28 protein-coding genes are annotated in these 25,217 nt (G+C 62.7%); all 28 read right to left on the bottom strand.

The window, feature by feature from the left end:
• Positions 1 to 2: 2 nt before the first annotated feature.
• Positions 3 to 1,109, bottom strand: coding sequence for a glutamate 5-kinase (gene proB / locus KGZ40_08070; protein MBS3957467.1), 1,107 nt, complete (start codon positions 1,107 to 1,109; stop codon positions 3 to 5).
• A 1-nt stretch (position 1,110) separates the two neighbouring features.
• The gene (gene obgE / locus KGZ40_08065; GenBank protein ID MBS3957466.1) at positions 1,111 to 2,457 is read right to left on the bottom strand and encodes a GTPase ObgE; all 1,347 of its coding nucleotides are present in this window, start codon (positions 2,455 to 2,457) and stop codon (positions 1,111 to 1,113) included.
• 137 nt (positions 2,458 to 2,594) lie between these two features.
• Positions 2,595 to 2,849, bottom strand: a complete 255-nt coding sequence (gene rpmA / locus KGZ40_08060) for a 50S ribosomal protein L27 (protein ID MBS3957465.1) — start codon at positions 2,847 to 2,849, stop codon at positions 2,595 to 2,597.
• A gap of 78 nt (positions 2,850 to 2,927) precedes the next feature.
• Entirely contained in the window at positions 2,928 to 3,413 is a 486-nt protein-coding gene (rplU, locus tag KGZ40_08055) for a 50S ribosomal protein L21 (protein ID MBS3957464.1), read from the bottom strand.
• A gap of 170 nt (positions 3,414 to 3,583) precedes the next feature.
• Entirely contained in the window at positions 3,584 to 3,892 is a 309-nt protein-coding gene (locus KGZ40_08050; protein ID MBS3957463.1) for a nucleotidyltransferase domain-containing protein, read from the bottom strand.
• A 47-nt stretch (positions 3,893 to 3,939) separates the two neighbouring features.
• Positions 3,940 to 4,128 carry a hypothetical protein gene (locus KGZ40_08045; protein ID MBS3957462.1) on the bottom strand — a complete coding sequence of 63 codons (189 nt, stop codon included), beginning with the start codon at positions 4,126 to 4,128 and terminating at the stop codon, positions 3,940 to 3,942.
• 220 nt (positions 4,129 to 4,348) lie between these two features.
• Positions 4,349 to 5,059 carry a hypothetical protein gene (locus KGZ40_08040; protein ID MBS3957461.1) on the bottom strand — a complete coding sequence of 237 codons (711 nt, stop codon included), beginning with the start codon at positions 5,057 to 5,059 and terminating at the stop codon, positions 4,349 to 4,351.
• 308 nt (positions 5,060 to 5,367) lie between these two features.
• Positions 5,368 to 6,873, bottom strand: coding sequence for an Rne/Rng family ribonuclease (locus KGZ40_08035; protein MBS3957460.1), 1,506 nt, complete (start codon positions 6,871 to 6,873; stop codon positions 5,368 to 5,370).
• 12 nt (positions 6,874 to 6,885) lie between these two features.
• A complete protein-coding gene (locus KGZ40_08030; protein MBS3957459.1) occupies positions 6,886 to 7,575 on the bottom strand; it encodes a TIGR03936 family radical SAM-associated protein in 690 nt (229 codons plus the stop codon).
• A complete protein-coding gene (locus tag KGZ40_08025; protein MBS3957458.1) occupies positions 7,562 to 9,409 on the bottom strand; it encodes a TIGR03960 family B12-binding radical SAM protein in 1,848 nt (615 codons plus the stop codon). Before KGZ40_08025 ends, KGZ40_08030 begins: the two co-directional genes overlap by 14 nt.
• Positions 9,410 to 9,416: 7 nt before the next feature.
• Positions 9,417 to 10,316 carry a DUF697 domain-containing protein gene (locus KGZ40_08020; GenBank protein MBS3957457.1) on the bottom strand — a complete coding sequence of 300 codons (900 nt, stop codon included), beginning with the start codon at positions 10,314 to 10,316 and terminating at the stop codon, positions 9,417 to 9,419.
• Between the two features lie 27 nt (positions 10,317 to 10,343).
• Complete coding sequence (gene rodA, locus KGZ40_08015) at positions 10,344 to 11,456, bottom strand: rod shape-determining protein RodA (protein ID MBS3957456.1); 1,113 nt, start codon at positions 11,454 to 11,456, stop codon at positions 10,344 to 10,346.
• A 6-nt stretch (positions 11,457 to 11,462) separates the two neighbouring features.
• On the bottom strand, positions 11,463 to 13,319 hold the full coding sequence (mrdA, locus tag KGZ40_08010; GenBank protein MBS3957455.1) for a penicillin-binding protein 2: 1,857 nt from the start codon (positions 13,317 to 13,319) through the stop codon (positions 11,463 to 11,465).
• A gap of 50 nt (positions 13,320 to 13,369) precedes the next feature.
• Entirely contained in the window at positions 13,370 to 13,882 is a 513-nt protein-coding gene (gene mreD / locus KGZ40_08005) for a rod shape-determining protein MreD (GenBank protein ID MBS3957454.1), read from the bottom strand.
• Positions 13,879 to 14,733: a rod shape-determining protein MreC gene (gene mreC / locus KGZ40_08000; protein MBS3957453.1), complete on the bottom strand. Its 855-nt coding sequence runs from the start codon at positions 14,731 to 14,733 to the stop codon at positions 13,879 to 13,881. The genes mreD and mreC overlap by 4 nt, the downstream gene beginning before the upstream one ends.
• 9 nt (positions 14,734 to 14,742) lie before the next feature.
• A complete protein-coding gene (locus tag KGZ40_07995; protein MBS3957452.1) occupies positions 14,743 to 15,768 on the bottom strand; it encodes a rod shape-determining protein in 1,026 nt (341 codons plus the stop codon).
• A 140-nt stretch (positions 15,769 to 15,908) separates the two neighbouring features.
• Positions 15,909 to 16,571, bottom strand: coding sequence for a DNA repair protein RadC (gene radC, locus KGZ40_07990; protein ID MBS3957451.1), 663 nt, complete (start codon positions 16,569 to 16,571; stop codon positions 15,909 to 15,911).
• Positions 16,572 to 16,590: 19 nt separating this feature from the next.
• Positions 16,591 to 17,121: a Gx transporter family protein gene (locus tag KGZ40_07985; GenBank protein MBS3957450.1), complete on the bottom strand. Its 531-nt coding sequence runs from the start codon at positions 17,119 to 17,121 to the stop codon at positions 16,591 to 16,593.
• Entirely contained in the window at positions 17,105 to 17,464 is a 360-nt protein-coding gene (locus KGZ40_07980; GenBank protein MBS3957449.1) for a NusG domain II-containing protein, read from the bottom strand. Before KGZ40_07980 ends, KGZ40_07985 begins: the two co-directional genes overlap by 17 nt.
• Entirely contained in the window at positions 17,461 to 18,354 is an 894-nt protein-coding gene (locus tag KGZ40_07975; GenBank protein ID MBS3957448.1) for an RnfABCDGE type electron transport complex subunit B, read from the bottom strand. The genes KGZ40_07980 and KGZ40_07975 overlap by 4 nt, the downstream gene beginning before the upstream one ends.
• Before the next feature lie 13 nt (positions 18,355 to 18,367).
• On the bottom strand, positions 18,368 to 18,988 hold the full coding sequence (locus tag KGZ40_07970; GenBank protein MBS3957447.1) for an electron transport complex subunit RsxA: 621 nt from the start codon (positions 18,986 to 18,988) through the stop codon (positions 18,368 to 18,370).
• Between the two features lie 2 nt (positions 18,989 to 18,990).
• Complete coding sequence (gene rsxE / locus KGZ40_07965; protein ID MBS3957446.1) at positions 18,991 to 19,635, bottom strand: electron transport complex subunit RsxE; 645 nt, start codon at positions 19,633 to 19,635, stop codon at positions 18,991 to 18,993.
• Between the two features lie 14 nt (positions 19,636 to 19,649).
• Positions 19,650 to 20,249 carry an RnfABCDGE type electron transport complex subunit G gene (locus tag KGZ40_07960; protein MBS3957445.1) on the bottom strand — a complete coding sequence of 200 codons (600 nt, stop codon included), beginning with the start codon at positions 20,247 to 20,249 and terminating at the stop codon, positions 19,650 to 19,652.
• Positions 20,242 to 21,255, bottom strand: coding sequence for an RnfABCDGE type electron transport complex subunit D (locus KGZ40_07955; protein MBS3957444.1), 1,014 nt, complete (start codon positions 21,253 to 21,255; stop codon positions 20,242 to 20,244). Before KGZ40_07955 ends, KGZ40_07960 begins: the two co-directional genes overlap by 8 nt.
• A complete protein-coding gene (rsxC, locus tag KGZ40_07950; GenBank protein ID MBS3957443.1) occupies positions 21,252 to 22,571 on the bottom strand; it encodes an electron transport complex subunit RsxC in 1,320 nt (439 codons plus the stop codon). Before rsxC ends, KGZ40_07955 begins: the two co-directional genes overlap by 4 nt.
• A 121-nt stretch (positions 22,572 to 22,692) precedes the next feature.
• On the bottom strand, positions 22,693 to 23,112 hold the full coding sequence (gene ndk, locus KGZ40_07945) for a nucleoside-diphosphate kinase (protein ID MBS3957442.1): 420 nt from the start codon (positions 23,110 to 23,112) through the stop codon (positions 22,693 to 22,695).
• A 54-nt stretch (positions 23,113 to 23,166) separates the two neighbouring features.
• Positions 23,167 to 24,483: a tetratricopeptide repeat protein gene (locus KGZ40_07940; protein MBS3957441.1), complete on the bottom strand. Its 1,317-nt coding sequence runs from the start codon at positions 24,481 to 24,483 to the stop codon at positions 23,167 to 23,169.
• 14 nt (positions 24,484 to 24,497) lie between these two features.
• Complete coding sequence (locus KGZ40_07935; GenBank protein MBS3957440.1) at positions 24,498 to 25,049, bottom strand: peptidylprolyl isomerase; 552 nt, start codon at positions 25,047 to 25,049, stop codon at positions 24,498 to 24,500.
• Positions 25,050 to 25,217 lie beyond the last annotated feature (168 nt).

Genomic DNA, 25,217 nt, shown 5'->3' with positions numbered 1-25,217 from the left:
CGTCACACGATCACAAGGTGGTCGCGGTGTACGACCTCTCGGCCAGCAGCCGCCGGACGCACCCGTTCGATGTCACTCGACGACAGGCCCTTGATGGCAACGAGGTCCGCGGAAGACACACCCGCCAGTCCTCGAGCAACAATTCCCCCGTCGGGACCCCTCAATACTATCGCATCACCGGGCACAAACGTTCCTGAGACCGCCGTCACGCCAGCCGGAAGGAGACTCTTTCCGCGCTCGCGAACCGCCACGACAGCACCCTCATCAAGCACAACCTCGCCACGCGGCGAACCGCCAAGCGCGATCCACGACTTCCGGGCGCCCCGGCTCGCACTTCCTCCCTCGAATCGCGTGCCTACATCCACGCCCGCGACCGCGTCGAGGACCACATCCGCCCGGCGTCCGTCGCAGACAACCATCGGGATGCCCGAGCTCATCAGCGCGCGCGCCGCCTCCACCTTAGTCGCCATGCCGCCAGAGCCTACCAAAGACCCGCTTCCCCCAGCCGCCGAGACGACTTGCTCGCTCAGCTCATCCACGCGCTGCAACAGCTGGGCTTCAGCGGCATGCCGAGGATCGGCGTCGTAGAGTCCCTCGATGTCGGTGAGAAGCACAACGAGGTCTGCACGGATCATCGTGGCGACAAGCGCGGCAAGGGTGTCGTTATCGCCAAACCTGATCTCGTCGACCGCCACGGTGTCGTTTTCGTTGACAACCGGGATCACGCCGAGGGCGAGCAATCGCTCAAGGGTGTCGCGAGCGTGGAGAAACGCCTGACGGTGCGCCGTGTCGTGACGTGTCAGCAGTACCTGGCCCACCGAAATACCCCGCGCGGCAAACAGAGCGGCATACATTCCGAGCACCTGCACCTGGCCGACGGACGCAGCGGCTTGAAGCGAGGGCATATCGGAAGGCCGCTTACCTAGTTCGAGCACCTCAACGCCTGCGGCAATCGCGCCTGATGTGACGAGCACGATCTCGTAGCCGTCACTGGCGAGCTGGGCGAGTTGCCCTACGAGCGAATCCACGTATGCCCGGTCGAGACCTTGGCCCTCGGGCGCGAGGGTCGATGTCCCAACCTTCACGACGACTCGCCGAGTGACCGCCACGCTACCCGCCCCCTCCATCATCATCTTCTATGGCGCCCTGCGCGGGATCGGTTGCGCGCGTGCCTTCAAACTCGAACGTGACCGCGGCGATCGATATCTCGTCCCCGTCGCGCGCTCCGGCTTCGATAAGCGCGGCTTCAACCCCGGTTTTGGCGAGCCGCCGCTGCAAGTGCGCCACAGCCTCTTCGTTGCCAATCTCGGTCATGATAACCATACGCTCGATGCCTTTGCCCCGAACCTGAAACGAGTGCGCCCCCGTACGGCTCACTTCGAACCCGCGGTCGGTACGACGCGCGTGGGTGTACACAGCTTCCGGCGCCTCGTGGCCGTCCATCTCGGCACCTTCCGAGCGTAACTCGTACACGAGTCCGCCAACCGCGAGCGCGAGCGCTTCGAGGCCCGCGCCGGTTGCGGCCGACACCGCGAAGTATGAAATCCCGCACTCATCGGCGTATGCGGCCAAAATCTCTGAGGACTCGGCGGAACCGGGAACATCGAGCTTGTTGCCCACGAGCACCCGGGGCCGCTCGGCGAGCTCCTCGGCGTGACTGGCGAGCTCACGGTCGATGACGGCAACGTCTTCAAGCACGTCGCGACCCTCCCAGCCTCCGGTGAGGTCGACCACGTGAATAATGAGCGCCGTCCTTTCGATGTGACGCAGGAACGCGTGACCGAGACCGGCGCCCTCACTCGCCCCCTCGATGAGGCCGGGTACGTCGGCAAGCACGAAGGAGTGCTCACCCGCGCGCACCACGCCGAGATTGGGCACGAGGGTCGTAAACGGGTAGTCCGCGACCTTGGGCCGGGCGGCACTGAGACGTGCGATGAGCGAGGACTTGCCCACATTGGGCAAACCCACAAGGGCTGCGTCGGCCATGAGCTTCATCTCTAGAGCGAGCGTGCGCTCCTCGGCGGGCTCGCCGAGCTCAGAAAAGGCCGGTGCCCGCCGAGTAGGCGTCACGAAGTGGATGTTTCCCCTGCCGCCCCTGCCGCCCCGCGCGACCACGACCCGCTGACCGTGGTGCACAAGGTCGCCGAGGCGCTCACCGGTCTCCGCGTCGCGGACGATCGTGCCGAGCGGCACGGGAAGCACGAGATCTTCTCCCGTCGCGCCATGCTTACGCGAGCCCTTCCCGTGGATCCCTCGCGGTGCCTTGTAGTGACGCCGGTAGTGGTAGTCGATCAAGCTTGAGGAAGTGGCGTCGGCCTGAACAACGACGTCACCGCCGTTTCCGCCGTCGCCGCCGTCCGGGCCACCCTTGGGCACGTGCGCCTCTCGGCGAAACGATGTGCAGCCGCCGCCGCCTGGGCCGCTCTTTACATGTATTGTCGCTTCATCAACGAACATGGAGCACCCTCATTCGAGTCGGAGGAAACACACCACGCGTCGCGTGGCGCGAGCGAAAAAACGAAAACCCCCCGCCCGACTCTTGGCGGAGGGTCCGTAGTTGACGGTCGTACTCGCACGAGCGGACGTAATGGATGCTATCCCTCGAACGGTCGCACGTGCACACGACGCTTGAGACCCTTCGTAAACTCGACCACACCGTCCGACATCGCGAACAGCGTGTCGTCCCCGCCGCGACCGACGTTGTCACCGGGGTGGAAGTGGGTTCCCCGCTGACGCACGAGAATCGAGCCAGCACTCACGCTCTCTCCACCAAACCGCTTCACGCCGAGCCGCTTTGCCTTCGAATCGCGACCGTTCTTGGTCGAACCGAGGCCTTTCTTGTGAGCCATCTCTCTCCCTGCCTTTGCGCATCCATACCACGGCACCTGCCGAAGTATGACTCGATCCGGTATATGTGAGGTGCTGCGCTACGCGTCGTACTTTTTCGCGTGGACTCCGCAGTACCTAGAACCATCCTTGGGCTTGTTGCCGCATCGCTCACCGCTCGACTTCACGGCTTCACACTGCTCTGCGGATGTCTCGGCAACAACGGCTTTCTTGGGGGCGGCCTTGGCCGGCTGCTTGGGGACAGCCTTGGTGCCACCCGCGAGCGCGACATCGGTGATCACGACTCTCGTCTGATCCTGCCGGTGACCTTTGAGGCGCTTGTAGCCTTTGCGCTTCTTGAACTTGAACACAATCTGCTTGTCGCCTCTGAAGTGCTCGACGACCTCAGCGGTGACAAGAGCGGATGCGAGCGCGTCCCGATCAGCGACGATTGCGTCACCGTCAGCGACGAACAAGACGTCGAAGGTAACTGTCTCACCAACAGCCGCATCAAGCTTCTCGACGACGGCCTCGGCACCCTTCACGACCTTGAGTTGCTTACCGCCGGTAGATACCACAGCGTACATCGTTTCCCTCTCTTATCGCTTCCATGCGCGAAGGGATACTCTAGCAGAGGGCCCTACCAGCGTCAACGCGCACTTCGCACACTTCGCACTTGGAAGCATCACAAACTCGGGGGCTAGTTGACGAATAACGCGGACTCCTGAGGCGGCTCACTGCGCACCACGAGCGAGGTTCACGCCACATATAGTGCTTGCTTCGTGCGCTCGATCTCTGCACGGATGTAGCGGTTCTTGATAGCGTCGCTCATGACGAGGTCGACCTTGGGGCCGAGAAGCGCACGGAGATCGTCGAGCAGACCGAAGTAAGCGTCGATAAGCTCGAAGGGATCTTGATCGCCGAAATCGGCGAGCAGATCAATGTCACTCTCGCCCACGCGGAAGTCTTCGCGTATCGCCGAGCCGAAGACATCCATACGGACGACCCCGTACTTGCGGCACAGTCCGGCGATGACATCGTGCTTCTTCTCGAGCGTCATAACCATGATCAACCTCCATGTTCATGGTACCCGCTACGGAGAAGTACTGCCATTCACTCATGCTGGGGAGTCGGACTGACCTGAGATGAGAGAGTGGAGTTGGTGAGGAAGCGCATCGTGGCTGGGTCGTAGTGGCGGGCCGAGGGGTAGTAGGTGGCCGAGTGCGCGTCGTAGGTGTAGCCCGCGTAGCGTAGCGGCTGGCGGGCGGCGACCGCAGAGGCGACCTCCTCGGCGCGGTCCACGCGTGCGCAAGCTCGACCTGCCCGTCTTTGATGTTGCCGGGAAAGCGCATGTGGATTTGCGCGATCACCGGCGTCCACCACTTGGGGTTCCGCGCATCGTTGAGCGGGACGACGATCAACTCGCCGAGAATCGTCTCGCCCACCACCACCCACGGGCGCTCCTCACTGCCGTCGTAGACGGTCGACAGCGGCCCTCCCCCAGCCTGGCCGAGCAGCCTGATCAGCGGACGCGTTGCGAAATCTCGGTCGCCACAGGTAGCAACTTCTTGTAGCTCATCTCGTGCTCCGATGCGACAGAGGTCACGAGTCCTTCCGCATACCACATAATCAGCGCACTCGGTACTTCGAGTTCCATCGCCGATCCGTCTTCAAGCTGAATAGCGTGGGTGCCTCCGTCCCAGGCGACAGCCTCAACGGTAGCGAGGGAGATTCGATGCTTGTATCCTTGCGCTCCTGTCTCCTCAAACTGTGACTCCACCATTTCATCTGAGCTCGCATAGCCAATGCCCAGGGCTTGCTGGACAATCGTCCCGTCGGCAAGAAACACTGCAAGAACACGCTGGTCCGTTGGTTTGTCCCCGATCGCAGAGCCGTCCGGTGCGGTCAGTTTGTCGTCCACGACAATGGTGTCAATTTCTCCCTCAATCGACTCAAGTCCGCGGGGAGCAAACCCAAGCAACGTGGCGGCTTCTGACAGGTCTGCCACGATAGTCCCGCTTGCGCTCAACTTCTCCCTGTAGGTGTCATCCGCGTCAGTGCCAAGAACGTAGGGGCTCTCTGTTGTCGGCCCTCCCTCGGTTGTTGGCGCGACGCGGGACTGATCAGAGGAGTCCCGGACGGCCTTCTCCGCACCGCCAGCACATCCAGCAGCTGCTGTGAGTGCCACGGTCAGCACCAGGAAGAGCGCGAGCCTTCTGCGAATTCCTTCCATGTCAGTCCTTCCTCAGTACGGCTTGGATTCAAACTGGACGTACCCGTTGGAGTAGTAACCATTAGTAGTAGATTTCAGGGACAGAGGGCGTCCAGTATGGTCGAACGCTCCAATTCAGCCATGAACCGTCGTAATCGCGGTACTTCATATTTGTGTACTTCGCGTCGTTGTTGGAACTCGGAACTGAATACCGGACTTCCTTGATGTCCAAGAATGAAGTATGCGGCACCCCCATAGGCATTGCCTACCGCAGAGAACACGAGTACCCCCGTGACGAACAACAGTGCGCGCTTTGCACTCAACCCGCTTCACGCGCTTCGGAAGACGTCCTTGATGCCCCGGCGAACCTGCCCTGTCGAGCCTTCGATGAGCACCCTGACCTCGAGCGGTCCGCACTCCGCGTCAGGCACTATCACCACCGTCTTGGATGTCTGCTCCTTCAGCGCGGCCGCGATGTTGTTGCCCGGGGTCACCAGCAGCGCGTGCGCCTGCGGGTGCACACCGAGCAGGTACGCCGAGGCACGCCCCGCCTCCAGCATCTCACGCATCGTGCGCTCCACGGCGATCCGCCGTGTGGCCGCCGAGAGAACCCTCCCCTCTCCTCCGCAACACGGGCACTCCTCGGTGATGACGTCAAACGCTCCCTCGGTGACGTTCTTGCGCGTCATCTCTACGAGTCCGAGCCGCGACATCTCTCCCACACGCGTTCTGGTGCGATCCCGCTCGAGCGCCGCCGAAAGGCGCGCCACTACCGCGCTGCGGTGCGCAGACTCTTCCATGTCGATGAAGTCGATGACGATGATCCCGCCGATGTCCCGGAGTCGAAGCTGGCGTGCGATCTCCTCGGCAGCCTCAAGATTCGTCCGGTACGCCGTGTCCTCGAGACTCTTTCGGCCCACGAACCGGCCGCTGTTGACGTCAATCGCCGTGAGCGCCTCCGTCCGGTCGATCGCGATCGAGCCTCCCGATGGCAACTCAACCGTGCGCCGTAACGCCGAGTCGACCGTCTCAAGCACTCCATGCGCCTCGAAAAGCGGCGTGCGCTCCCGGTGCAGCATCACAGCACGAACAAGTTCGGGGGATGATTTCTTAATAAAGGATACGAGCTTGGCGTGTAGCGCCTTGTCGTCGACGATGAGACGCTCGAAGCCCGCGGAGAACACGTCGCGCACGATCCTGAGCGCTAGGTCCATCTCGGTATAGACGACCTCGGGAGCCAGTCCCTCCTCGGCCTGGTGTTTCACGCGCTTCCACAAACGCAGAAGAAACTCCAGGTCGCCCGCGACCTCCTTATCCGAGACGCCCTCGGCGACAGTGCGAACGATCGCGCCCATCCCGTCGGGTACAAGCGGTATCACCACCGCGTGGAGCCTGTCGCGCTCCGCTTCCGGAAGTCGGCGCGACACGCCCACGGACGATGAGTACGGCATGAGCACCGTGAAGCGGCCGGGAAGCGTGATATCGGTGGTCACACGCGCGCCCTTGGTCCCCATCGGATCCTTGAGCACCTGCACCATTACATCCTCACCAGGAGCGAGAATGTCGGCAATCGAGCGGCGGCCACCCGCCTCCACGCCCTCAAACGCGACGACCTCGTCTACGTAGAGGAACGCGTTCTTCTCGAGTCCTATGTCCACAAAGGCCGCCTGCATGCCCGGCAGGACATCCTTGATCTTGCCGAGGTAGACGTTCCCGACAACCGAGCGACGGGGGCGCTCTACATAGAGCTCAACGAGTGCCCGGTTCTCGAGCAGCGCGACCCGAGTCTCGTGCGAATCATGCGAGATAAGCATCTCGCGCCTAAGTGCCGCCATGGCTGTCTCCCATCAGAGGGGACGCCGCGGACCGTCCTCGCCCTCGATGAACGTGCCGGTCCGCGTCACTGATACGACAGCGCCGTCGCACCGCGCTCGGGATAGGGCCGTCTGGCAGAGCACCTCGGGTCTGAGCGAGCCTTCCTGGCCCATGCGTGTCGTTAGAAAGACAACGATCCCAGACCCACTCGGCCTCACGCTCACCTCGTTCGGGAGTGTGCGCGTAAGATCGAAAACCTTGGTCTTGCTCTTGTGCTCAACCTCAAGCCACCTATCGCCGGTCACAGCGTCGAGCGCCTCTCCCACCTTCTCCGCGCTCACCCCCTCACCTTCGATTGCCACCTCATACTCCGCGAGCGTAACCGCCGCACTCAGCGACGGCTCCTTGGGCCCGACGTACGCCACCCCAGAGGCTGCCAAGTCCGGCGGCGTCGAACTCCGCAGACGCCGGAGGACCTCACCCGCGGGCACGTATGTTGTCAGCCACACATCGTAGTGCTCGGCGAGTCCAGCGGTCCCGACCGGCAACGCGGGACCAAAGGCAAGCTTCATGTGCGGCGAGAACCCTTTTGTGACAGCATACGGCAATCCAGACCGGCGTGCCGAACGCTCGATCGCCCGCATGACCTCGAGGTGGGAAAGAAAGCGCACGGGGCCAATCTTCTGGTAGCGAACCCGGAGCCGGAACTCACCCGGTGCCACGGCGGTCACCACCTAACACAGTGTCAACACCGAGGCCGGTGCAAACGTCACATCCAGTGCACACAGAAAACGTGCAATCCTCGGTTGATGCCCCGCGTTGCGCACGTTCAAGCTCGCGCCACAGGTAGGTGCGCGACACGCCACACGAGATGTGGTCCCAGGGCAGCGCGTCATGGGCGCCGTACGACCGGCCAGCCACCGCCTCCGGATCGACCCCAGCCGAGGAAAACGCATCGAGCCACACGCGCAGGTCGAACCGCTCGGTCCACGCGTCGAAGCGCGCACCCGCGCGCCACGCCGCCTCGATCGCGTCGGCAAGTTCGCGCCCGCCGCGCGCCATCACTCCCTCAAGGAACGAGACCTCCGCGTCGTGCCACGCCAGATCGACACCCTTGCGCGGCATCGTCGAGCGCAAGACCTGCTGACGCCTCCGCACCTCATCGAGTGAAACCTGGCCGAGCCACTGGAATGGGGTATGCGCCTTGGGAACGAGGGTGGAGACAGATACGGCGATCCTCACCGATCCGCGCTCATCTGGCTTTACCTCGGCACGAGCGCAAGCCAGCACCCGGGAGACGAGGTGGCCGATTTCCTCGATGTCAGCGTCGGTCTCGGTAGGCAACCCGATCATGAAGTACAACTTCACCCGACGCCACCCGGACTTGAACGCATGGGTGATGGTGGTGATGAGCTCATCTTCCGTGACGTTCTTGTTGATGACATCACGCATCCGCTGGGTTCCGGCCTCCGGCGCGAGCGTGAGTCCCGACGTGCGCCCGGCGCTCACCAGTCGAGCCATCTCGACGCTAAACGCGTCGACGCGCAGGCTCGGAAGCGAAACGCTCACGCCCGTGCCGTCCAGTCTGTTCGTCAACCGGCGAACCACCTCTTCTATCTGACTATGATCGGTGGTGGACAGCGAGGTGAGCGAGACCTCGTCGTAACCGGTGTGCGCGAGGCCAGCCATGACGTCGCGCACGATATCGTCAGCGCGGCGCTCACGTACCGGACGGTACACCATCCCCGCCTGGCAAAAGCGACACCCTCGCGTGCATCCACGGAACACCTCAACGCCAACCCTGTCGTGGACGACATCCATGAAAGGAACGATCCCGCAGACCGGCGGGGAGTGAGCACCGAGATCGGACACGACCCGCTTGACCACCACGGACGGTGCCGGATCCGCCGCTCGCAGGCCGCCTTCGCCATCAACCTCGTACAGTGACGGCACGTAGACGCCCGGAATCCTGGCGAGGCTTGCCAGCGTGTCTTGACGGCTCAGACCCGCGTCGCGCGCATCGCGATGGCTCCTGACAACATCGAGCACAACATCCTCGCCCTCCCCGATCACGATCGCGTCGAAGAACGGGGCGAGCGGTTCGGGGTTGTAGGCGCACGGACCGCCGCCTACAACGAGCGGATGTCTATCCGTGCGATCAGACGCGCGCAGCGGGATGCCCGCCAGATCGAGCAGCTCAAGAATGTTGGTGTACGTAAGCTCGTAAGGGAGGGTGATGCCCACGATGTCGAACTCGGCCACCGGCGTAACGGACTCGAGCGAGAACAGCGGAATCTTCTCCCCGCGCATCTCGCTCGACATGTCCACCCACGGCACGTACGTCCGCTCTGCCGAGAAACCCGTCTTAGCGTTTATACGCGCGTACAAGATGGCGAGCGCCTGGTTGGATTGACCAATCTCGTAGGTGTCGGGATACGCGAGAACCGTACGGTGCGTGGCGTCGCGGTCCCTGACACTCCCCCATTCGCTGTCTATATAGCGTGCCGGACGCTCGACTCGTGAAAGGACACGCTCCACACGCCGCCTGAGCGCCACGCCGGACTCACGCACCAGCGTCCGCTCGCTTGAGGCGCTTGACAGCCGCGTCACGCGCCGCAACCGCTGTTCGAGCCACGCCAGTCAAGTCGCCCCCGTGCTCAAAATACGTGATTGCCGCCCTGCCCATCGCCACAGTGCCCACGTACCCGAAACCAGCCTTGATGGCCCATCCAAATCCCGGTACGAACCCAAGTATCTGCCGAGCCACCGTTCTGAGCGCAAACGCTCCGCCCACGAGGGCGAGAAGCTCCTTTGCCCTCTCGGTGCCGAGAGACTGACCGTACGCGGCGGCGATCTGAAGGAGCATCTTTGCCTGGTTGAGCGTCATCAGCGGCATATCGGCACCGGGCACGAACGCGACCGCGCCAATGAGCGCGTTTTGAGCAGCAGTAGCCTTCACCGCTTCCTCAGCGACCACGGCACGCACGAACGGGAAGTTGTGAGCGAGCGCGAGCCGCTTTCCATCGAGGCGCTCGACGAGCCACCCGGCAAGCTCGACATCGACAGCGTGAGAGGCTACCGGTGAAGCGACGGTGTCGGCATACGGATGACCTGCGTTCAAAGCGACCACGTGGCGATCGTGAGCAACTCCGATCACGACGGCAGGCACGCTCCGCTCGCGTGCGGCGGCCATCACCTCATTGAGTCCCACTGATCCGCTGCCCGCGACTCCAATGACCACGTCACAAGCGGGGTCAAAGACCCGTGTGCGGCCAGGTTCGGCGACATCTATGCCGAGACTCGCGGCGGCCGTTGCTGGCCTCAAGCGGTCACGCACCGCTTCGATCAGCTCGTCTGGCGCATCGGCCTCGATAATGATCTCAATCCGCAAAGGTTTCTCGCGCTGCGCGCGAATCTCGGCGGTTGACCGGACGATATCTCTCAAGTTGACGGGCAAAGCCACGACTGAACCCTCCTCAAACGAGTACCCTCAGACGCCTTTCCGCCTGGCCCACACGGACATGAGCATACCCGTTCCGGCCAGGTTGGTGATCATGAATGACGAACCATAGCTCATAAATGGCAGCGGTATGCCCGTGATCGGCATGAGACCTATCGTCATCCCGATATTCTGCAGAATCTGAAAGGTCCACATACTGATAAGACCTATTACGATGAGTGATTGGTACAGATCGCGCGCTGATGTCGCGATTTCAAGTGATGTGACGAGCAGCCCGAGGTACAACCCGAGCAGCAGTACCGCCCCGAGGAAACCGGCCTCCTCGCCTAGCACCGAGAAGATGAAGTCGGTGTGGCGCTCCGGCAGAAAGTTTAGATTGGACTGCGTCCCCTGCCCGAGACCCTTGCCCGCAAGCCCGCCGGAACCAATCGCGATCTTCGACTGGTTCAAACTGTACCCCGCTCCCTTCGGATCGAGCGAAGGGTCGACGAATACAAGAAGCCGGTTGCGTTGGTACTCGGCCAAGAGATCAGTTTGAAGGATCACCCCCACCCCAACCGCTCCAACCAACGCGATGATGAGAAAGAAGCGTCCCTTCATCCCACCCACGAGCAACATACCGAGCGTGATCGCTACAAACACGAGCCCAGTGCCAAGATCAGGCTGCGTGAGGATCAACCCGAACGGTACAGCGAGATACGCGAGCACGTGCGCAACATCTCGACCCCGTTCGATCCGGCCTTTGAAACGCGCGATCACGATCGCCATGATTAGGATCGTGATCAGCTTTGCGGGTTCTGACGGCTGAAAGAGACGCACGCCCGCGATCTCAAGCCACGCGGTCGCTCCCTTGGCCTCAGCGCCCAGACCCGGGATCCTCGGTGAGAGTATGAGAAACGCGTTGAGCACGACAAGCGGGCCGAGCCACCCCTCGATCCTGCGGTAGTCAATCTTCCACGCGAGCGCGAGAAGGACAGTGCCGATGCCGATGCCAAGCAACTGGCGCTGGAACATCGCCTCGCCGTACGAGAAGCCGGATGTCGCGGAGTGGACCATGAGGGCCCCGAAGACCAGCAGGAGCGCCACTACCGCAGCGAGCGGGAGATTGACCTTGTCGCGCACAAGTTCGATCCGGCTACCCATCGCCGGTCACCTCGACACGTCCGTCGCCGTGACGCGGTCCGTAGGTAAACCGAGCAGTTGTGCGAGGATCGAGCGTGCCGCGGGTGCCGCGTTGGCGCCTCCGCCTCCACCTTGCTCGAGCACGATTGCCACCGAGTAGCGAGGCTCACTCGCCGGCGCGTACGCGGTGAACCACGCGTAGTTGTCGCGGCCCGCGACCTCCGCTGTGCCGGTCTTCCCGGCGATAGGGGTGCCGAAACCTCGAAATGCGCTCAAGCCGGTGCCGTACTCGGTCACTCCGACAAGAGAGTCATGGATCGCACGAAGATTCGCCTCGGACAGACCGATCTCGCGTACGACCTCCGGCTCGAAGGCACGAACCGTCTCTCCCTTAGCGTCTATGACCTCCTTGAGAACGTGCGGACGCATGATGGTGCCGTTGTTACCCAGGCCCGCGAAGACCGCCGCCATCTGGAGCGGGGTCGTGAGCATGTCACCCTGGCCGATCGACAGGTTGATCGTGTCGCCGGGAAGCCACCGGCGATACTCGGGATAGTCGCGGTTGAACTCAGCCTTCCACGCTGCGTCAGGAACGCGGCCGCTCACTTCTCCGGGCAAGTCAACGCCGAGCGTGGCGCCGAGACCAAAGTTGCGAGACCACGCCTGAAGCTCTTCCGCGCCGCGGCTCTCGAGCTGATAGCCGATATCGTAGTAGACGATGTCGCACGAGTACGCCATGCCGCTGAAGAAGTCGACTTGCCCGTGACCACGCAACTCCCAGCAGTTCTTCCCCCACTGCTCGCCAAAGCCGGTCCACCGGCCTGAGCAGTAGTAGGAGTGGCCGGTCGAAGTGACCTGGTGCTCCAACCCGGCCGCCGCCGTCACGACTTTGAACGTGGACGCAGGTGGGTACGCGGCGTGTATCGCGCGGTTGTTGAGGGGGTACTCGCTCTCTTTCGCATTCAGCCGCTCCCACTCGGCCGCTGCGATACCGCCGATAAACGCGGCGGGATCGTACGTCGGCACGCTGGCCATCGCCACAATCTCGCCTGTCTTCACGTCGAGCACGACCGCGGCACCCGCACGCGCGTTGGGAAACTCGTCCGCGCGTGCCGCGGCGAGCGCGTCGACGAGCGCTTGTTCCGCGACGGCCTGGACGTCGGCATCGATGGTGAGCACGACATCGCGACCCGCAACCGGCTCAGCCTCTTCGATGACCTTTCTGGGCGAGCCAAATGCGTCAACCTCGAGACGCGTGAATCCCTTTACGCCCTGCAGCACTGACTCATACTGCCGCTCGACACCGGTCCTACCCACGATGTCGCCAAGCGCGTACCTGCCTATCTCGGACTCTTTGAGCTGCTCATCTGTGATCTCGCCCGTATAGCCAAGTACGTGGGCCGCGAGCGTCCCGTGCGGATAGTCGCGAACGGGTATCGCCTCGACCTCGATCCCGGGAAACTCAGCCTCGTGCTCGGATAGATATGAGACGGCCGTCATCGGGACATCGACGGCGACGATGCGCGGTTTGAGCGGGTCGTCCCTCACCGACATCGCTCGCTCCAGCACGGAGTCGAGCGTCACTCCGAGGACGACCGAAAGACGGCTAAGCAGCTCCTCGTCGTTCCTGGCCGCTGGAGAGATCGTGACAGCTAGTGCGGAACGGTTGACCACGAGCGGGACGCGATCACGATCGAGGATGCGACCGCGAGGGGCGTCAACCGAAACCTCCCTCACCCTGTTGTTCTCCGCCGCTGTCGCAAACTCGTCCCCATGAAGCACCTGCAAGCTCCACAACCGGATGAGCAGTACCCCAAGCACGACGACAACCGCCACGCCGAGCACGGCGTATCGCTGTCGCAACTGTTCACGGAAGGCAGGCAATGGGTGTGTTCTCCTCGGCCGCTACTTTGGCGGTCGAACGGCAGACGCGGCTACGACAGCCGCCTGAACATGTTCACGGATCGCTCGTCTCGCAAGAAGCGGGCCAGCCACGGGTACACGAGCACGGCCACCGCGACATTATACAGCGCTCCCGAAAACATCACGCCGGCAAACCCTCGGAATCCCGATCCGCTCTCGCCAAGTACCGCAAGCGATAGAGCGTACGCTCCTTCGGTCGCCAAGCCGGAAAAAAACAAGATTACGAGCGGCACTGACCATCCCTCGGAAAACGTGTTCTCGGCTGCAGATCCCGCAAGGAAGCCCACCACACACAGTACAAGCGCGCCAGGACCGATCGGGCCCGTGCCAACGAGGTCGAAGAGGATTCCACCTGTAAATCCCGCGATCATGCCGGCGCGAGGTCCCTGTACCAGGGCAAGTGTGACGACGACCAGCAAAAACATGTTTGGCACCACACCACCGATCGCGATATTTGGAGCAAGTCCCGCCTGCAAGAGAACGGCTCCGGTAAGCGCGCCTGCCGCGGACCAGAATCTGTTCACTGTCCGCCGCCTCCCTCTATCTCGGCAGCGGCGCCCACTAACACGACTGCCTCCTCGATGGCAGGTAGCGACACGTTTGATCGCACCGTGATCACGGGATGGAGGTCGGCGTCGGTGAGCCGGTAGCTCGCGACTTCGCCAACAAGCAGGCCGCGTGGGTACACGCCACCGAGCCCAGACGTGAGCACCGGCTCGCCCACGGTGACCGTCGCGTCACGGCTCACGAACCGCATCACGAGGTCACCATTGATGGATCCCGAGACGACACCTTCCGCGCGAGACGCCTGGAGCATCGCCGCAACGCCGCTGCGCTGGTCGGTGATCAGGCGCACGCGGCTTGATCGCTCGCTGGTTTCGACAACGTATCCGAGCAGTCCGTGCACAGTGAGCACAGGCATCCCTGGGGCGACTCCGTCAGCCCCGCCTCGATCGATGGTGACGACCGCCTCCCACGCCGTCAGCGGCCTTGCGATGATACGCGTGCCAACCGCGTCGAACTCGCGGCCATCTACGAGACCGACCAATCCCCGTAGACGTTCGTTTTCGAGTCGTGCCTCTTCGAGATCAACAACGCGCTGTCTCAAGGTGGCGTTCTGCTCGCGCAAGATCTCGATCTCCTCACGCGAGATTGTGAGTCCCGCAAACCATCCGCCCACCGCTCTAATCGGCGACGTGACAAAGGCGCCTGCGTGAGAGACCGGCGTGATCACCGCGTGAAAGACCCGCCTCGTCGACGTGAGCGGTCCGGAATCGCCCTCACGATAGTAGACGGTCGTGAGCAGAAATGAGGCGGCGATGAGGGCGATCAGTACCCAGCCGCCCCGCGATCTCTCGCGGGAGGAAAACCTCATATGCGTGTCCTAGCGTGCGCCGGTGAGGATCTTTTTGAGAGCGTCAATCTCCTCAAGAGCCTGAGCGGAACCATCCACGACGTTAGTAAGTGCGTTTTCCGACACGTGTACCGGCATCCCGGTCTCGTGCTTGATGCGATCATCAAGCCCCTTGAGAAGCGCGCCTCCACCAGTAAGCACGATGCCGTACTCCATGAGATCGCTGGCAAGTTCTGGGGGGGTCTTTTCCAGGGTGCCCTTGACCGCCGCCACTATCGCCGCGATCGGCTCCTCGAGAGCCTCCCTGATCTCCTCGGACTCCATCGTCACCGTCCGCGGCAATCCTGTGAGCAAGTCGCGTCCGCGAATCTCGACGTCGATCTCCTCAAGCAGCGGCCACGCGCTACCGATTTCGAACTTGATCTCCTCAGCGGTACGTTCGCCGATAAGAACATTGTACGTGCGCTTCACGTGACTGATAATCGCTTCGTCGAACTCGTCCCCGGCGATGCGAATAGACTGCGACACAACGATTCCACCGAGCGAGATCACAGCGACCTCTGTCGTGCCGCCCCCGATATCGACAACCATGTTTCCGGTAGGTTCCTGGATCGGTAGCCCGGAACCGATCGCGGCCGCCATCGGTTCTTCGATGAGGAAAGCCTGCCTCGCACCGGCCTGCATCGTCGCCTCGAAGACGGCACGCTTCTCGACCTCGGTAACCCCACTCGGCACGCAGATGACAACACGAGGTTTGGGCTGCCACGGAAAGCGCTTCACGCGCGTCTTGTTGATGAAGTAGCGCAGCATCGACTCGGTGACTTCAAAGTCAGCGATGACACCATCTTTGAGCGGACGGATCGCGACGATGCTCCCCGGCGTACGGCCGAGCATTCGCTTGGCCTCCATGCCTACGGCAAGCACACGCTTCGTATCCCTTTCGACCGCGACAACGGACGGCTCTATGAGCACGATCCCGCGACCCCTGACCGAAACGAGCGTGTTGGCGGTCCCAAGGTCGACAGCCATGTCGCCGCCCCACGAGTTGAAAAACATATCGATGAGCGACACGGTCGCCTAGACTCCTCTCGCACGCGAAAGCCCCTGCTCTCAGAGCCGGATAAGTGTAGCACAGCACATTGGTCGATACGCTCGTCCTCACGTGACGGTTCCGTGTCATCCGTTCATGGAACCCGCTACATCAGGCCGAGGTCACGCAGGGACGCGTGCTCGCCGCCATCGCCGATGATCACGTGGTCGAGCACCTCTATCCCAAGGACGTCTCCCGCACGCACAAGACGCCGGGTGAGCTGAATGTCGGCGCCAGAAGGGGTCGGGTCTCCGCTTGGATGGTTATGGACGACCACCACGGACGCTGCCGAGCACCTCACCGCATCTTTGAACAACTCCCTTGGGTGCACTATCGACGCGTTGAGACTCCCCACGGATATCTCGACCATTCTGACTAAACGGTTCTTCGTGTTGAGCGCGAGCGACCAAAAGTGCTCGCGGTCAGCACCCCTCAATTGGAGCCCGCACAACGCGACCACGTCTTCGGGCGTTTGTATACTCGCGCGCTCTTTACAACGCCACACTGACGCACGCCTGCTAAACTCCAACCCCGCCAGAAGCCGCGCCGCGCTTGCCGGACCGATACCGGGCAGCCCCGTCAAGTCCTCGGCGCTCACCCGCCACAGAGCGTCTGGGACCGGATACGCCTCAAGGACTCGACGCCCTCCCTCCTCGCCCTCGTCCCCGATGAGCACGGACAAGAGTGCGGCGTCAGACACCGCGTCAACATGACCCGAGAGCACCAATGATCGCGGTGTGCGCTCGACACCCATCAGGCGAGGCGCCATCGACACCCACCTCCTCTACTTACCTACCAGCAACCGACAGAGTGAACTGGGGGATGCGGGAGATGAGGAGACGGGCGGAGTATCCGATCGCGAGCCCGGAGGGCAGGCTTAGGGCAAGGACAAGGGGTGCCAGCGCCAGTGGAGCAAAAGAACCAACAAGCAGACACGCAGCAGCAATCTGCGCAACGGAGTGAGCCGCCGCGCCCGCGACAGCCCAGCCCACGACTGAAAACGTGCTTCCCCGGGAACGGAGGAACATCATCGCAACAAGCGCAGCACACGCTCCGGCAAGCGAGAGCGCGACTGTCGGTCCGCCCAGCGTGCCCGTAGCAAGACCGACGAGCGCTACACGACCCAGTGAGACGATCATGGCCCGGAACGGATCGGTTATGGCCAGAGCGATTACGACAGCGATGTTCGCGAGGCCGAGCTTGGCGCCCGGTACCGGCATGGGGATGGCGATGAGCGTTTCCACGTATCCGAGAACAGCCCCCAGCGCGAGCAACATGGCGGTGTGAGCGGACAGCCGTGTGTCAGCGCGATACCGCATCGAGCACTTCACCGCCTTCTCCGCGAACAGTCACGCTGACACCGTTAGGAGCACACACGACGGGTCTCCCGGGACGGGCGTAGCCGGCGCGGACACACAGCTCGTCAGGGCAGCACGCATCGACCACCGAGGCTCGCCCTTCAGCGACTTCGACGACCACAACTCCCAGGCGGCCTTCGACACGGTACACGGCAGTACGTCGAAGAGAGACGTCGCTGACACCTTCCGGACCACCGATCGTCACTGAGTCGCCGTCAAGGGGAGCTAAAGCGGCTATCAGCAGGAACGAGAACAGTGCAAGCGCGAGGAGTGCGGCAACGAGTATCTGGTCGCCCCTGGTCATGACGGCTCCTCGCGAGCGATACCCACAGCGAAAGCACCTTGAACGCCTAGTCCATCGAGTGTCGCGGCAGGGGCATGCGCGGCTCTTCCGGTAAAGTCGATACACTGTTGAGGGCAGACGGCGACGCACGCCCCGCAGCCCGTACACCTCTCGAAGGACACCACCGCAAGCAAGTCAATGACGTGGATCGCGTCGGCGGGACACGCGCGCTCGCACTTCTTGCACGCGATGCAGCACTTTACACAGTAATCCTTGCGAGCCTTTGGACGATCATGCGAGTTGCATCGGATGACGACGGGTCCGTCCTCGGGCACCATCTCGAGCAGACGGGCCGGCCCTCGCGGGCACTCACGAACACAAAGCTCACACCCTGTGCAGCGATCGAGATCGATCACCGGAAGTCCGCGCGCATCGATAGTGATCGCGTTGAATGGACATGCCGCAACGCAGTCACCGTAGCCGAAACACCCCGCCGGACATTCGATGACGCCACCGGCGAGCCGTGACACCATGTTGCATGAGAGAACCCCCGAGTACTCGTAGCGGCGGACCGCGGCGCTGCCCCCTCCGCAGCGCCTCACTGACACGACCTCGGCGACCTCGCACTTTTGGATCCCAAGCACGTCGGCGATGGCATCCGCGACCGCTCGTCCACCCGCCGTGCAACCGGTCAGCGCCATCGTTCCCGCTACAAGCGCCTCGGCAGCCGAGAAGCACGACGGATTCCCACACGCGCCGCAGTTGGCGCCGGGAAGAGCGCTGAGCACGCGCTCGATCTGCGGGTCAACCTGCACTGTAAACGTGCGCGCTGCCATGGACAGCAGTGCGGCCGCGACGAGACCGATAAGACTCAGCGCAAGTACCGCGTTCACTATGAGCGTCAGATCCACCCGGACACACGCCTCACAATCCAAACAAGCCGGCCAAGCCGACGTAACCGAAGGAAAGTAGACCCGCCGTGACAAACGCGATCGGGGTGCCGCGCATGATTTCTGGAACCGGGGCCACTTCGAGACGTTCTCTCAACGCCGTAAACGAGATGAGCGCGATGCCAAAGCCTAGCGCCACACCGAAGGTGTAGACGAGCGCCTCTCCGAAGCCGAACCCGTAGTCAACTCCCATCTTGAAAAAGCCAGGGCGCACCGCTTCTGTCGCGGTCGCGAGCACGGCACAGTTTGTAGTGATGAGAGGCAAGAAGATGCCTAACGACCGGTAGAGCGCAGGGCTCGCCTTGCGCAAGTACATCTCCACGAACTGCACGAGCGCCGCGATGACGAGTATGAACGCCGGGATGTAGAGGAACTCACCCACGCCGAGCGGCTGCAGCAGCGCATTCCAGAACACCCACGTGGCACTCGTGGCGAGCGTCATCACAAAGACCACCGCGCCTGCCATGCCAAGGCTCGTCTCCATCGAACCCGAGACCCCGAAGAACGGACAAAGCCCAATGAATCGCGTGAGCAATATGTTGTTCACGAGCGCACCGCCCACAAGCAGTAGCGCGAAGTGTTGGAGGGTCTCCACCCCTACCGCCCTCCCTCTTCCACCCTGCACTGAACGGGCGTCTGAACCGTACGCACTAACGTACGCTGGTTGTTGTACCACCTCATCGCCGCAACGATGAATCCAAACACAATGAACGCACCGGGGAAGAGCACGAGAATGCCGGGAGCCGGGTACCATTCGGGCATCCCGAGTACTCGAGTGCCAAAGAACACGATCTCCCCGCTCCCAAATAGCTCCCGTATGAACGCGAGCACGACTATCACCATCGTGAACCCGCTTCCCATTCCCAAGCCGTCGGCTATCGCAAGCCGTACGGGTTGGTGGTACGAGAACGCCTCGGCACGCCCGAGAATCATGCAGTTAACAACGATGAGAGGGATCCACACGCCGAGGAAGCTGTAGATGTCTGGCACGAACGCTTTCATCGTCAGGTCGACGATGGTGACAAATGACGCGATGATCACGATGAACACTGGAATGCGGACCATCTCGGGGACGAGGTGACGAAGGCTCGACACGATCGCAGCCGACATGACGAGCACAAAGATGACCGCAAGGCCCATGAAGAGAGCGCCTTCGACCTTGGTGGACACCGCGAGCGTCGCACATAAGCCGATCATGAGCACGGTCAGCGGGTTATCGACCGCCAGCCCACGCTTGAACACCGCAACCCACTCACTCAAGGCGCATCTACCTCCTCCCGCCCACTCAGCGCCGCGGACCACACCCGTCCAGCGGCAACCACGCCCTCACGAACAGCGACCGACGACTTTGTCGCACCTGCGATCGCGTCAAACTCTCGCGCCGAGGCGTTGATATCCGCTCCGCTCCACCCGATGAACTGATCGAGCCACCCGTCGACCGTGGCGATCTTAGTTCCCAGACCTGGCGTCTCGGTCATGGAGATGATACTGACACCAAGGACTTCCCCATCTCTATCCAATCCCACAACGAGCTGGATAGGACCGGCGTAGCCCCGTGGCGCGACGCGCACGCCCCACGCAACGACGTTTCCCTCAGGCCCTAGCGCGCGATAGACGGCGGTCACGGCGATTTCCTGCGCCGCATCGACCGACTGTTCAAGCACGTCGTCAGCGACCTCGAATCCCTCGGCATCCGGAACCACCGCCCTCAAAGCGCGCTCCTCAGCCGCTCGCTCCTGCGCGGCGATCCGGTCACGAGTGACCTCGTAGGTCAGCGCGAGTGAGGTAGCGGCGACCACGCAGGTAAGGAGGACCGCTCCCACCATGTTGAAGGGTGTCGACTGGGCCCTACGCATCGCCCCGCCTCCAACCGAACGTTCGTGGCCGCAAACCTCGGTCGATAAGGGGGACAAGGCCGTTCATGAACAGGATCGCGAACGTGGTCGCCTCGGGCATCGGCCCAAAAAAGCGCCCGACGACGTTGAACACTCCGCAGCCGACCCCGAAGACAAAACGGCCGAGGGGCGTCATCGGCGAAGTAACGTAGTCGGTGGCCATGAAGAACGCTCCAAGCATGAGCCCGCCCGCAAGCACGTGGAACACCGGATCGGAGCCAAACGCCCACGATAGCAGCGCAACCGTGCCGATATATCCTGCGGGAATACGCCAATCGATAATCCCACGGATGATAAGCGCTACTCCGCCGAGCAACAGAAGCGCCGCCGAGACCTCACCAAGGCATCCTTCCAGGTTGCGGAAGAGTAACGCGTCGTAGTGGCCGGAAAGGTCGAACCCGTACGCGCCTCCCGCATCCCGGTCAGCGGCGGCGATGGCGAGCCGCGTCGCACCGCTGATGGCGTCGAGATCCGCCGTGCCCGGGACATCGATCGCGCTATACCATCCCCCGGGATACGGGCTCACTTCAGAAAGCACACCCGCCCAGGAAATGGAGATGAAGGCTCGCCCGACGAGCGCCGGGTTGAACAGGTTCCAGCCCAGTCCTCCAAAGATCATCTTGCCGAGCGCGATCGCGACGATCCCGCCAGCGACCGCGATCCACCACGGAGTGCGCGGAGGAAGTGCTAGCGCGAGCAAAAGCCCTGTCAGCAGCGCGGACCCGTCGAGAAGTGTCTGAGGACGCCGCGCAAGCCGGTTCCAGAGCCCCTCGGTGGCAAGCGCTGAGCCTATACACGCCGCAAGCAGCGCCACGGCGACAGAGCCCATGTTCCAGATTGCCCATGCCGTCACGGGCATCAGTGCCCCTATGACCCAAAGCATCGTCCCTCGGCACGTGCTTTTCGCTACGACGTGTGGCGCTGGCGCGACGAGGATCGTCGTGGCTTTTGACGACTGAGCGCTCACGGTCTGGCCACTCGCTCGATCAGAACTTGCTTCGCCCGGCGGATGAGCTGCACGAGGGGCCGATTCGTGGGACAAACGTAGGCGCAGCACCCGCACTCGATACAATCCATCGCATGGAGGCGATCCGTCGCATCCCACTGCCTGCGGTTGGCGTAAATGCCGAGCGCGTACGGCTCAAGCGACATGGGACATCCAGCCACGCACCGCGCGCACCGGATACACGGCTGATCGCCTTGGATCGCCGGTGCCACGCTCCTGGCGGGCAACACGACAACTCCCCCGGTCCCCTTGACTACCGGCACGTGGAGATCGGCCAGAGCGATGCCTGTCATCGGCCCTCCAGCCACCACGCGCCCCGCGCCCTCGATCACGCCGCCGACCGCCTCGAGGAGATCGGCCACAAGCATCCCGATTGGCACGATGTAGTTGCCCGGCCGAGCCACCTGGCCCGTGACGGTCACAACCCGCTCCATGAGCGGTTTGCCTTCATCGAGCGCATCCGCTATGGCTGCGGCGGTGGAGACGTTGTGGACGAGCGCTCCCACCGACGCGGGAAGCCTTCCGTGCGGCACCTCCCTGCCAAGTACGGTGTGTATAAGCTGCTTCTCGGCCCCTTGCGGATACCGGGTGGCGAGCATGAGCACCTCCGCCGAGGCGCCCATGGCGGATCGCATGACATCGACTGCGTCGGGCTTATTGGCTTCGATGCCTACGACAACGCGTGACGCTCCGAGGGCGCTGGCGATGTGGCGCGCGCCGGAAGCAACGCTGGCCGGACGTTCGAGCATGGTGCGATGGTCGCACGTCAGATACGGCTCGCACTCGCACCCGTTCAAAATAAGCGTCGACACCGGAGAGTCCGCCGGCGGTGTGAGCTTGACGGCGGTCGGGAACGCTCCGCCGCCGAGCCCTACGACTCCCGCCGCACGAACTGTGCGCACGACGCTCGTCACCTCGACCCGCACGTAACCGTCCCACTCTTGAACCGGATCAGGCTCGATATAGACGGCGGGGACGATAGCTCCGTTAATGGTAAGGGTGTCGCCGATCGAAACGACCACACCGGTTACCGGCGAGTGAATCGGAGCGCTCACCACATCACCCGCCGAGGCGATCAGCTGTCCGCGCCTCACCGTGTCCCCCACGGCGACAACTGGCGCATTGGGCACGCCGAGGTGTTGAAGTACCGGCACAACGATACGGCGCGGGACAGGCAGCCGTGCAGTGTGCTTGTCTCTCGTCGATTCCTTGTGGTCGTGCGGGCGTATCCCGCCCCTGAACCCGTGCGAAAGCACGTGGTGTGTCCCTCCCGGCATCAGAGAGTCCCCTGTGATGTGCTTGATTCTAGAGCTCGGCCCTCGTTCCTCTCAGCCCGCGCATCACGCCGATACCTGGCAAGCGTGCAACCGGCGCACACCGCCAAGTCACGTCGCACGTTTAACCGGTGAAGAAGATGGCGATCTCGCGCTTCGCTGATTCGGGGGAATCTGAGCCGTGAACAATGTTCGCCTCCAGGCTGAGGCCAAAATCCCCGCGAATGGTGCCCGGGGCCGCTTCACGCGGATTGGTGGAACCCATCAGCTTACGGCAGACCGCAACGGCTTCGGGACCCGAAATGACCATTTTGACAACAGGTCCCGATGTGATGTACTCGACAAGACTCTCGTAAAATGGTTTGCCCTCGTGCTCCGCATAGTTCGCCTCGGCCTGCTCGCGAGAGACCATGCCAAGCTCGAGACGCTCGATACAAAGCCCCGTCCGCTCAAATCGAGCAATCACCGGCGCAATCAAGCCGCGAAGAACGGCGTCGGGCTTGATCATGATGTATGTGCTCTGATCCACGTGTGCGCCTTTCATCATGGTAACTTCGATGTTGACGAGCGAATTTCGCGCGCCGGTCGGCAGTATCGCTTATGAACCGCCGCCCGTCGACCTCCAGTCGTTGTCGACTCCGTTCACCTTCCAGCCCACGCCCTCACGCACAAGAGTCACCTGATAGTAGAGTGGTGCGCCGCTCTCAGGAGTGACAGTCACCGTGACCGTTGATGTGCGCGGCGAACGTTCGACGTCGCCGAGCGCAAACTCCTTCATCGGCGGAAGCTTCGCCATCTCCTTGTCTACATCGGAGGTGGGGACCGCCACCCAGTACTGCGCAACTGGCTGACCCGCCGCCCGCGCCTCAAGCATCGCAGTGACGGTCATCCTTTGAGTGGGGTATCCGAGTCCCAGCGCGAACGCCGCCGCAATACCCCCGCCAACGATGGCGACGACAGCCACGATCACGCCTACGAGCGCCCACGGATTGCGCTCCGCGCGCCGAGCGTCACGCTCCATGCGCCTCGCCGCCCGATCCCGTTCGCGCATCTCATCGTCGGTCATCGCAAAGAAGCTCGACACCTCCTCTTGATCGCCCATCCGAATAGCTGGAGGCGTCGGCATGAGCGGCCCGTCACTCGGCCCAACCGGTTCGATCGTCTCTTCCAACAGCGGAGACATCTCGCCGGTGCTCCAGCCCTCAACGGTCTCCCGGCGGCCGGGCGTAAGCGCATGCGCGCTCTTCTCGAACTCAAGCGCCGCCGAGGCGGAAAGGGAGTAATTATGCAATCCCGTGGCCTTCTCAAACGCGCGCACCGCCTCCTCGTGGCGACCGAGTGCGTGGTACGCCTGGCCAAGATTGGCGAGCGTCTTGCCCCGCGCCTCGTACGTGTCGAATCCGAGGGCGGCGCGGTACGCCTCAACGGCGTCACCGGGACGTCGCATTGCCATGAAGCACAAGCCGAGGTTGTTGAGCGCTTTGCCGGGGTCGGGATTCTCGGAATCCAGCGCCGCCTGACGGTACGCGATGGCCGCGTGCTCAATCTCACCCATCTCACAAAGCGCTGCGGCCTTGCCCTGCAGCGCGCGATGCACGCCGGTATAGGCGGGATCGTCGATAGCCGCCTGATACGACGTGATAGCTTCAGCGTACTCACCAAGCTCGGTGAGTGCCATGCCAAGGTTCACGTGCACCGCGGCACGCTTGTCGTAAACCTCATCGATCAGGGCATGGCGATATACCGTAACCGCGTCGCCAAACCTGCGCAGCCGAACGAGCGAGTTGCCAGCCATGTGATACGCGGCACCGTTACCATCCCCGCGGTCCGCCGCCGCGATGAACGCCTTCGCCGCCGCGCGATACTCCTTGGCCGCGTAGGCCTGCTTGCCCTCTTCGAAGCGTGCGGTATCCACTTGCGTCCTCGTCCCTACTCGGCGCGTTCGATACGCACACTCTGCATCACGTCACCAACTGCAATCGCGTGGACGACGTCGAGACCCTCAATCACCTGACCGAACACCGTGTACTGACCATCAAGAAATGGCTGGGGACCCAGGCAAATGAAGAACTGCGATCCCGCCGAGTCCGGACTCTGACCGCGCGCCATCGACACGGTACCGTCGAGATGCAGACGCTCGTTGAACTCTGCGGCAAGCGTGTAACCCGGCCCTCCTCTACCGACCATCGGGTCATCGGTCTTGGAGTACGGATCGCCTCCCTGGATGACAAAGCCCGGCTCCACACGGTGAAACTTCACTCCGTCATAGAAGCCTTTTTCGGCAAGCTCGATGAAGGCGGCGACGTGATTAGGCGCGTCTTCCGTAAAGAACTCGAACCTGATGACGCCCTTCGACGTCGTGATGACGGCGACCTCGTTGCCTGCGGGTTTGTACGTAGGCGTGTACAACTCATCCTCCTCGGTAGCGGGCAGAGCGGTCGGCGGTCCGGCCTCGGAATCCGACTGGGCAACCTCACCCATCTGTGGCGAATCCATCTCCGGAGAACATCCGGGAACGAGCAGGACCGCAGTCAGCAACGCACTTACAAGTAGCAGCGTTATCACTGTGGCGCGAATCGAACGAATCAATTGCGAGTCCTTCCGAATCCGAGTACCCGGCGTGCCGGGAGACCAGACACGGTTTCTCAT

Source organism: Clostridiales bacterium (assembly GCA_018333995.1).
GTDB lineage: Bacteria > Actinomycetota > Coriobacteriia > Anaerosomatales > SLCP01 > JAGXSG01.
This window is presented reverse-complemented; position numbering and strand designations above follow the sequence as displayed.

Bases quoted from the DNA above. Each gene is read 5' to 3' on its own strand.
- KGZ40_07980 (MBS3957449.1), bottom strand. From the start codon at position 17,464: ATGACCAGGGGCGACCAGATACTCGTTGCCGCACTCCTCGCGCTTGCA.
- mreC (MBS3957453.1), bottom strand. From the start codon at position 14,733: ATGAGGTTTTCCTCCCGCGAGAGATCGCGGGGCGGCTGGGTACTGATC.
- ndk (MBS3957442.1), bottom strand. From the start codon at position 23,112: ATGAAAGGCGCACACGTGGATCAGAGCACATACATCATGATCAAGCCC.
- KGZ40_07985 (MBS3957450.1), bottom strand. From the start codon at position 17,121: ATGCGGTATCGCGCTGACACACGGCTGTCCGCTCACACCGCCATGTTG.
- rpmA (MBS3957465.1), bottom strand. From the start codon at position 2,849: ATGGCTCACAAGAAAGGCCTCGGTTCGACCAAGAACGGTCGCGATTCG.
- rplU (MBS3957464.1), bottom strand. From the start codon at position 3,413: ATGTACGCTGTGGTATCTACCGGCGGTAAGCAACTCAAGGTCGTGAAG.
- KGZ40_08050 (MBS3957463.1), bottom strand. From the start codon at position 3,892: ATGGTTATGACGCTCGAGAAGAAGCACGATGTCATCGCCGGACTGTGC.
- KGZ40_07960 (MBS3957445.1), bottom strand. From the start codon at position 20,249: ATGCGTAGGGCCCAGTCGACACCCTTCAACATGGTGGGAGCGGTCCTC.
- KGZ40_07995 (MBS3957452.1), bottom strand. From the start codon at position 15,768: ATGTTTTTCAACTCGTGGGGCGGCGACATGGCTGTCGACCTTGGGACC.
- KGZ40_07935 (MBS3957440.1), bottom strand. From the start codon at position 25,049: ATGGGTGAGGTTGCCCAGTCGGATTCCGAGGCCGGACCGCCGACCGCT.
- rodA (MBS3957456.1), bottom strand. From the start codon at position 11,456: ATGGGTAGCCGGATCGAACTTGTGCGCGACAAGGTCAATCTCCCGCTC.
- KGZ40_08035 (MBS3957460.1), bottom strand. From the start codon at position 6,873: ATGGCGGCACTTAGGCGCGAGATGCTTATCTCGCATGATTCGCACGAG.
- radC (MBS3957451.1), bottom strand. From the start codon at position 16,571: ATGGCGCCTCGCCTGATGGGTGTCGAGCGCACACCGCGATCATTGGTG.
- rsxC (MBS3957443.1), bottom strand. From the start codon at position 22,571: ATGCCGGGAGGGACACACCACGTGCTTTCGCACGGGTTCAGGGGCGGG.
- KGZ40_08040 (MBS3957461.1), bottom strand. From the start codon at position 5,059: ATGGAAGGAATTCGCAGAAGGCTCGCGCTCTTCCTGGTGCTGACCGTG.
- obgE (MBS3957466.1), bottom strand. From the start codon at position 2,457: ATGTTCGTTGATGAAGCGACAATACATGTAAAGAGCGGCCCAGGCGGC.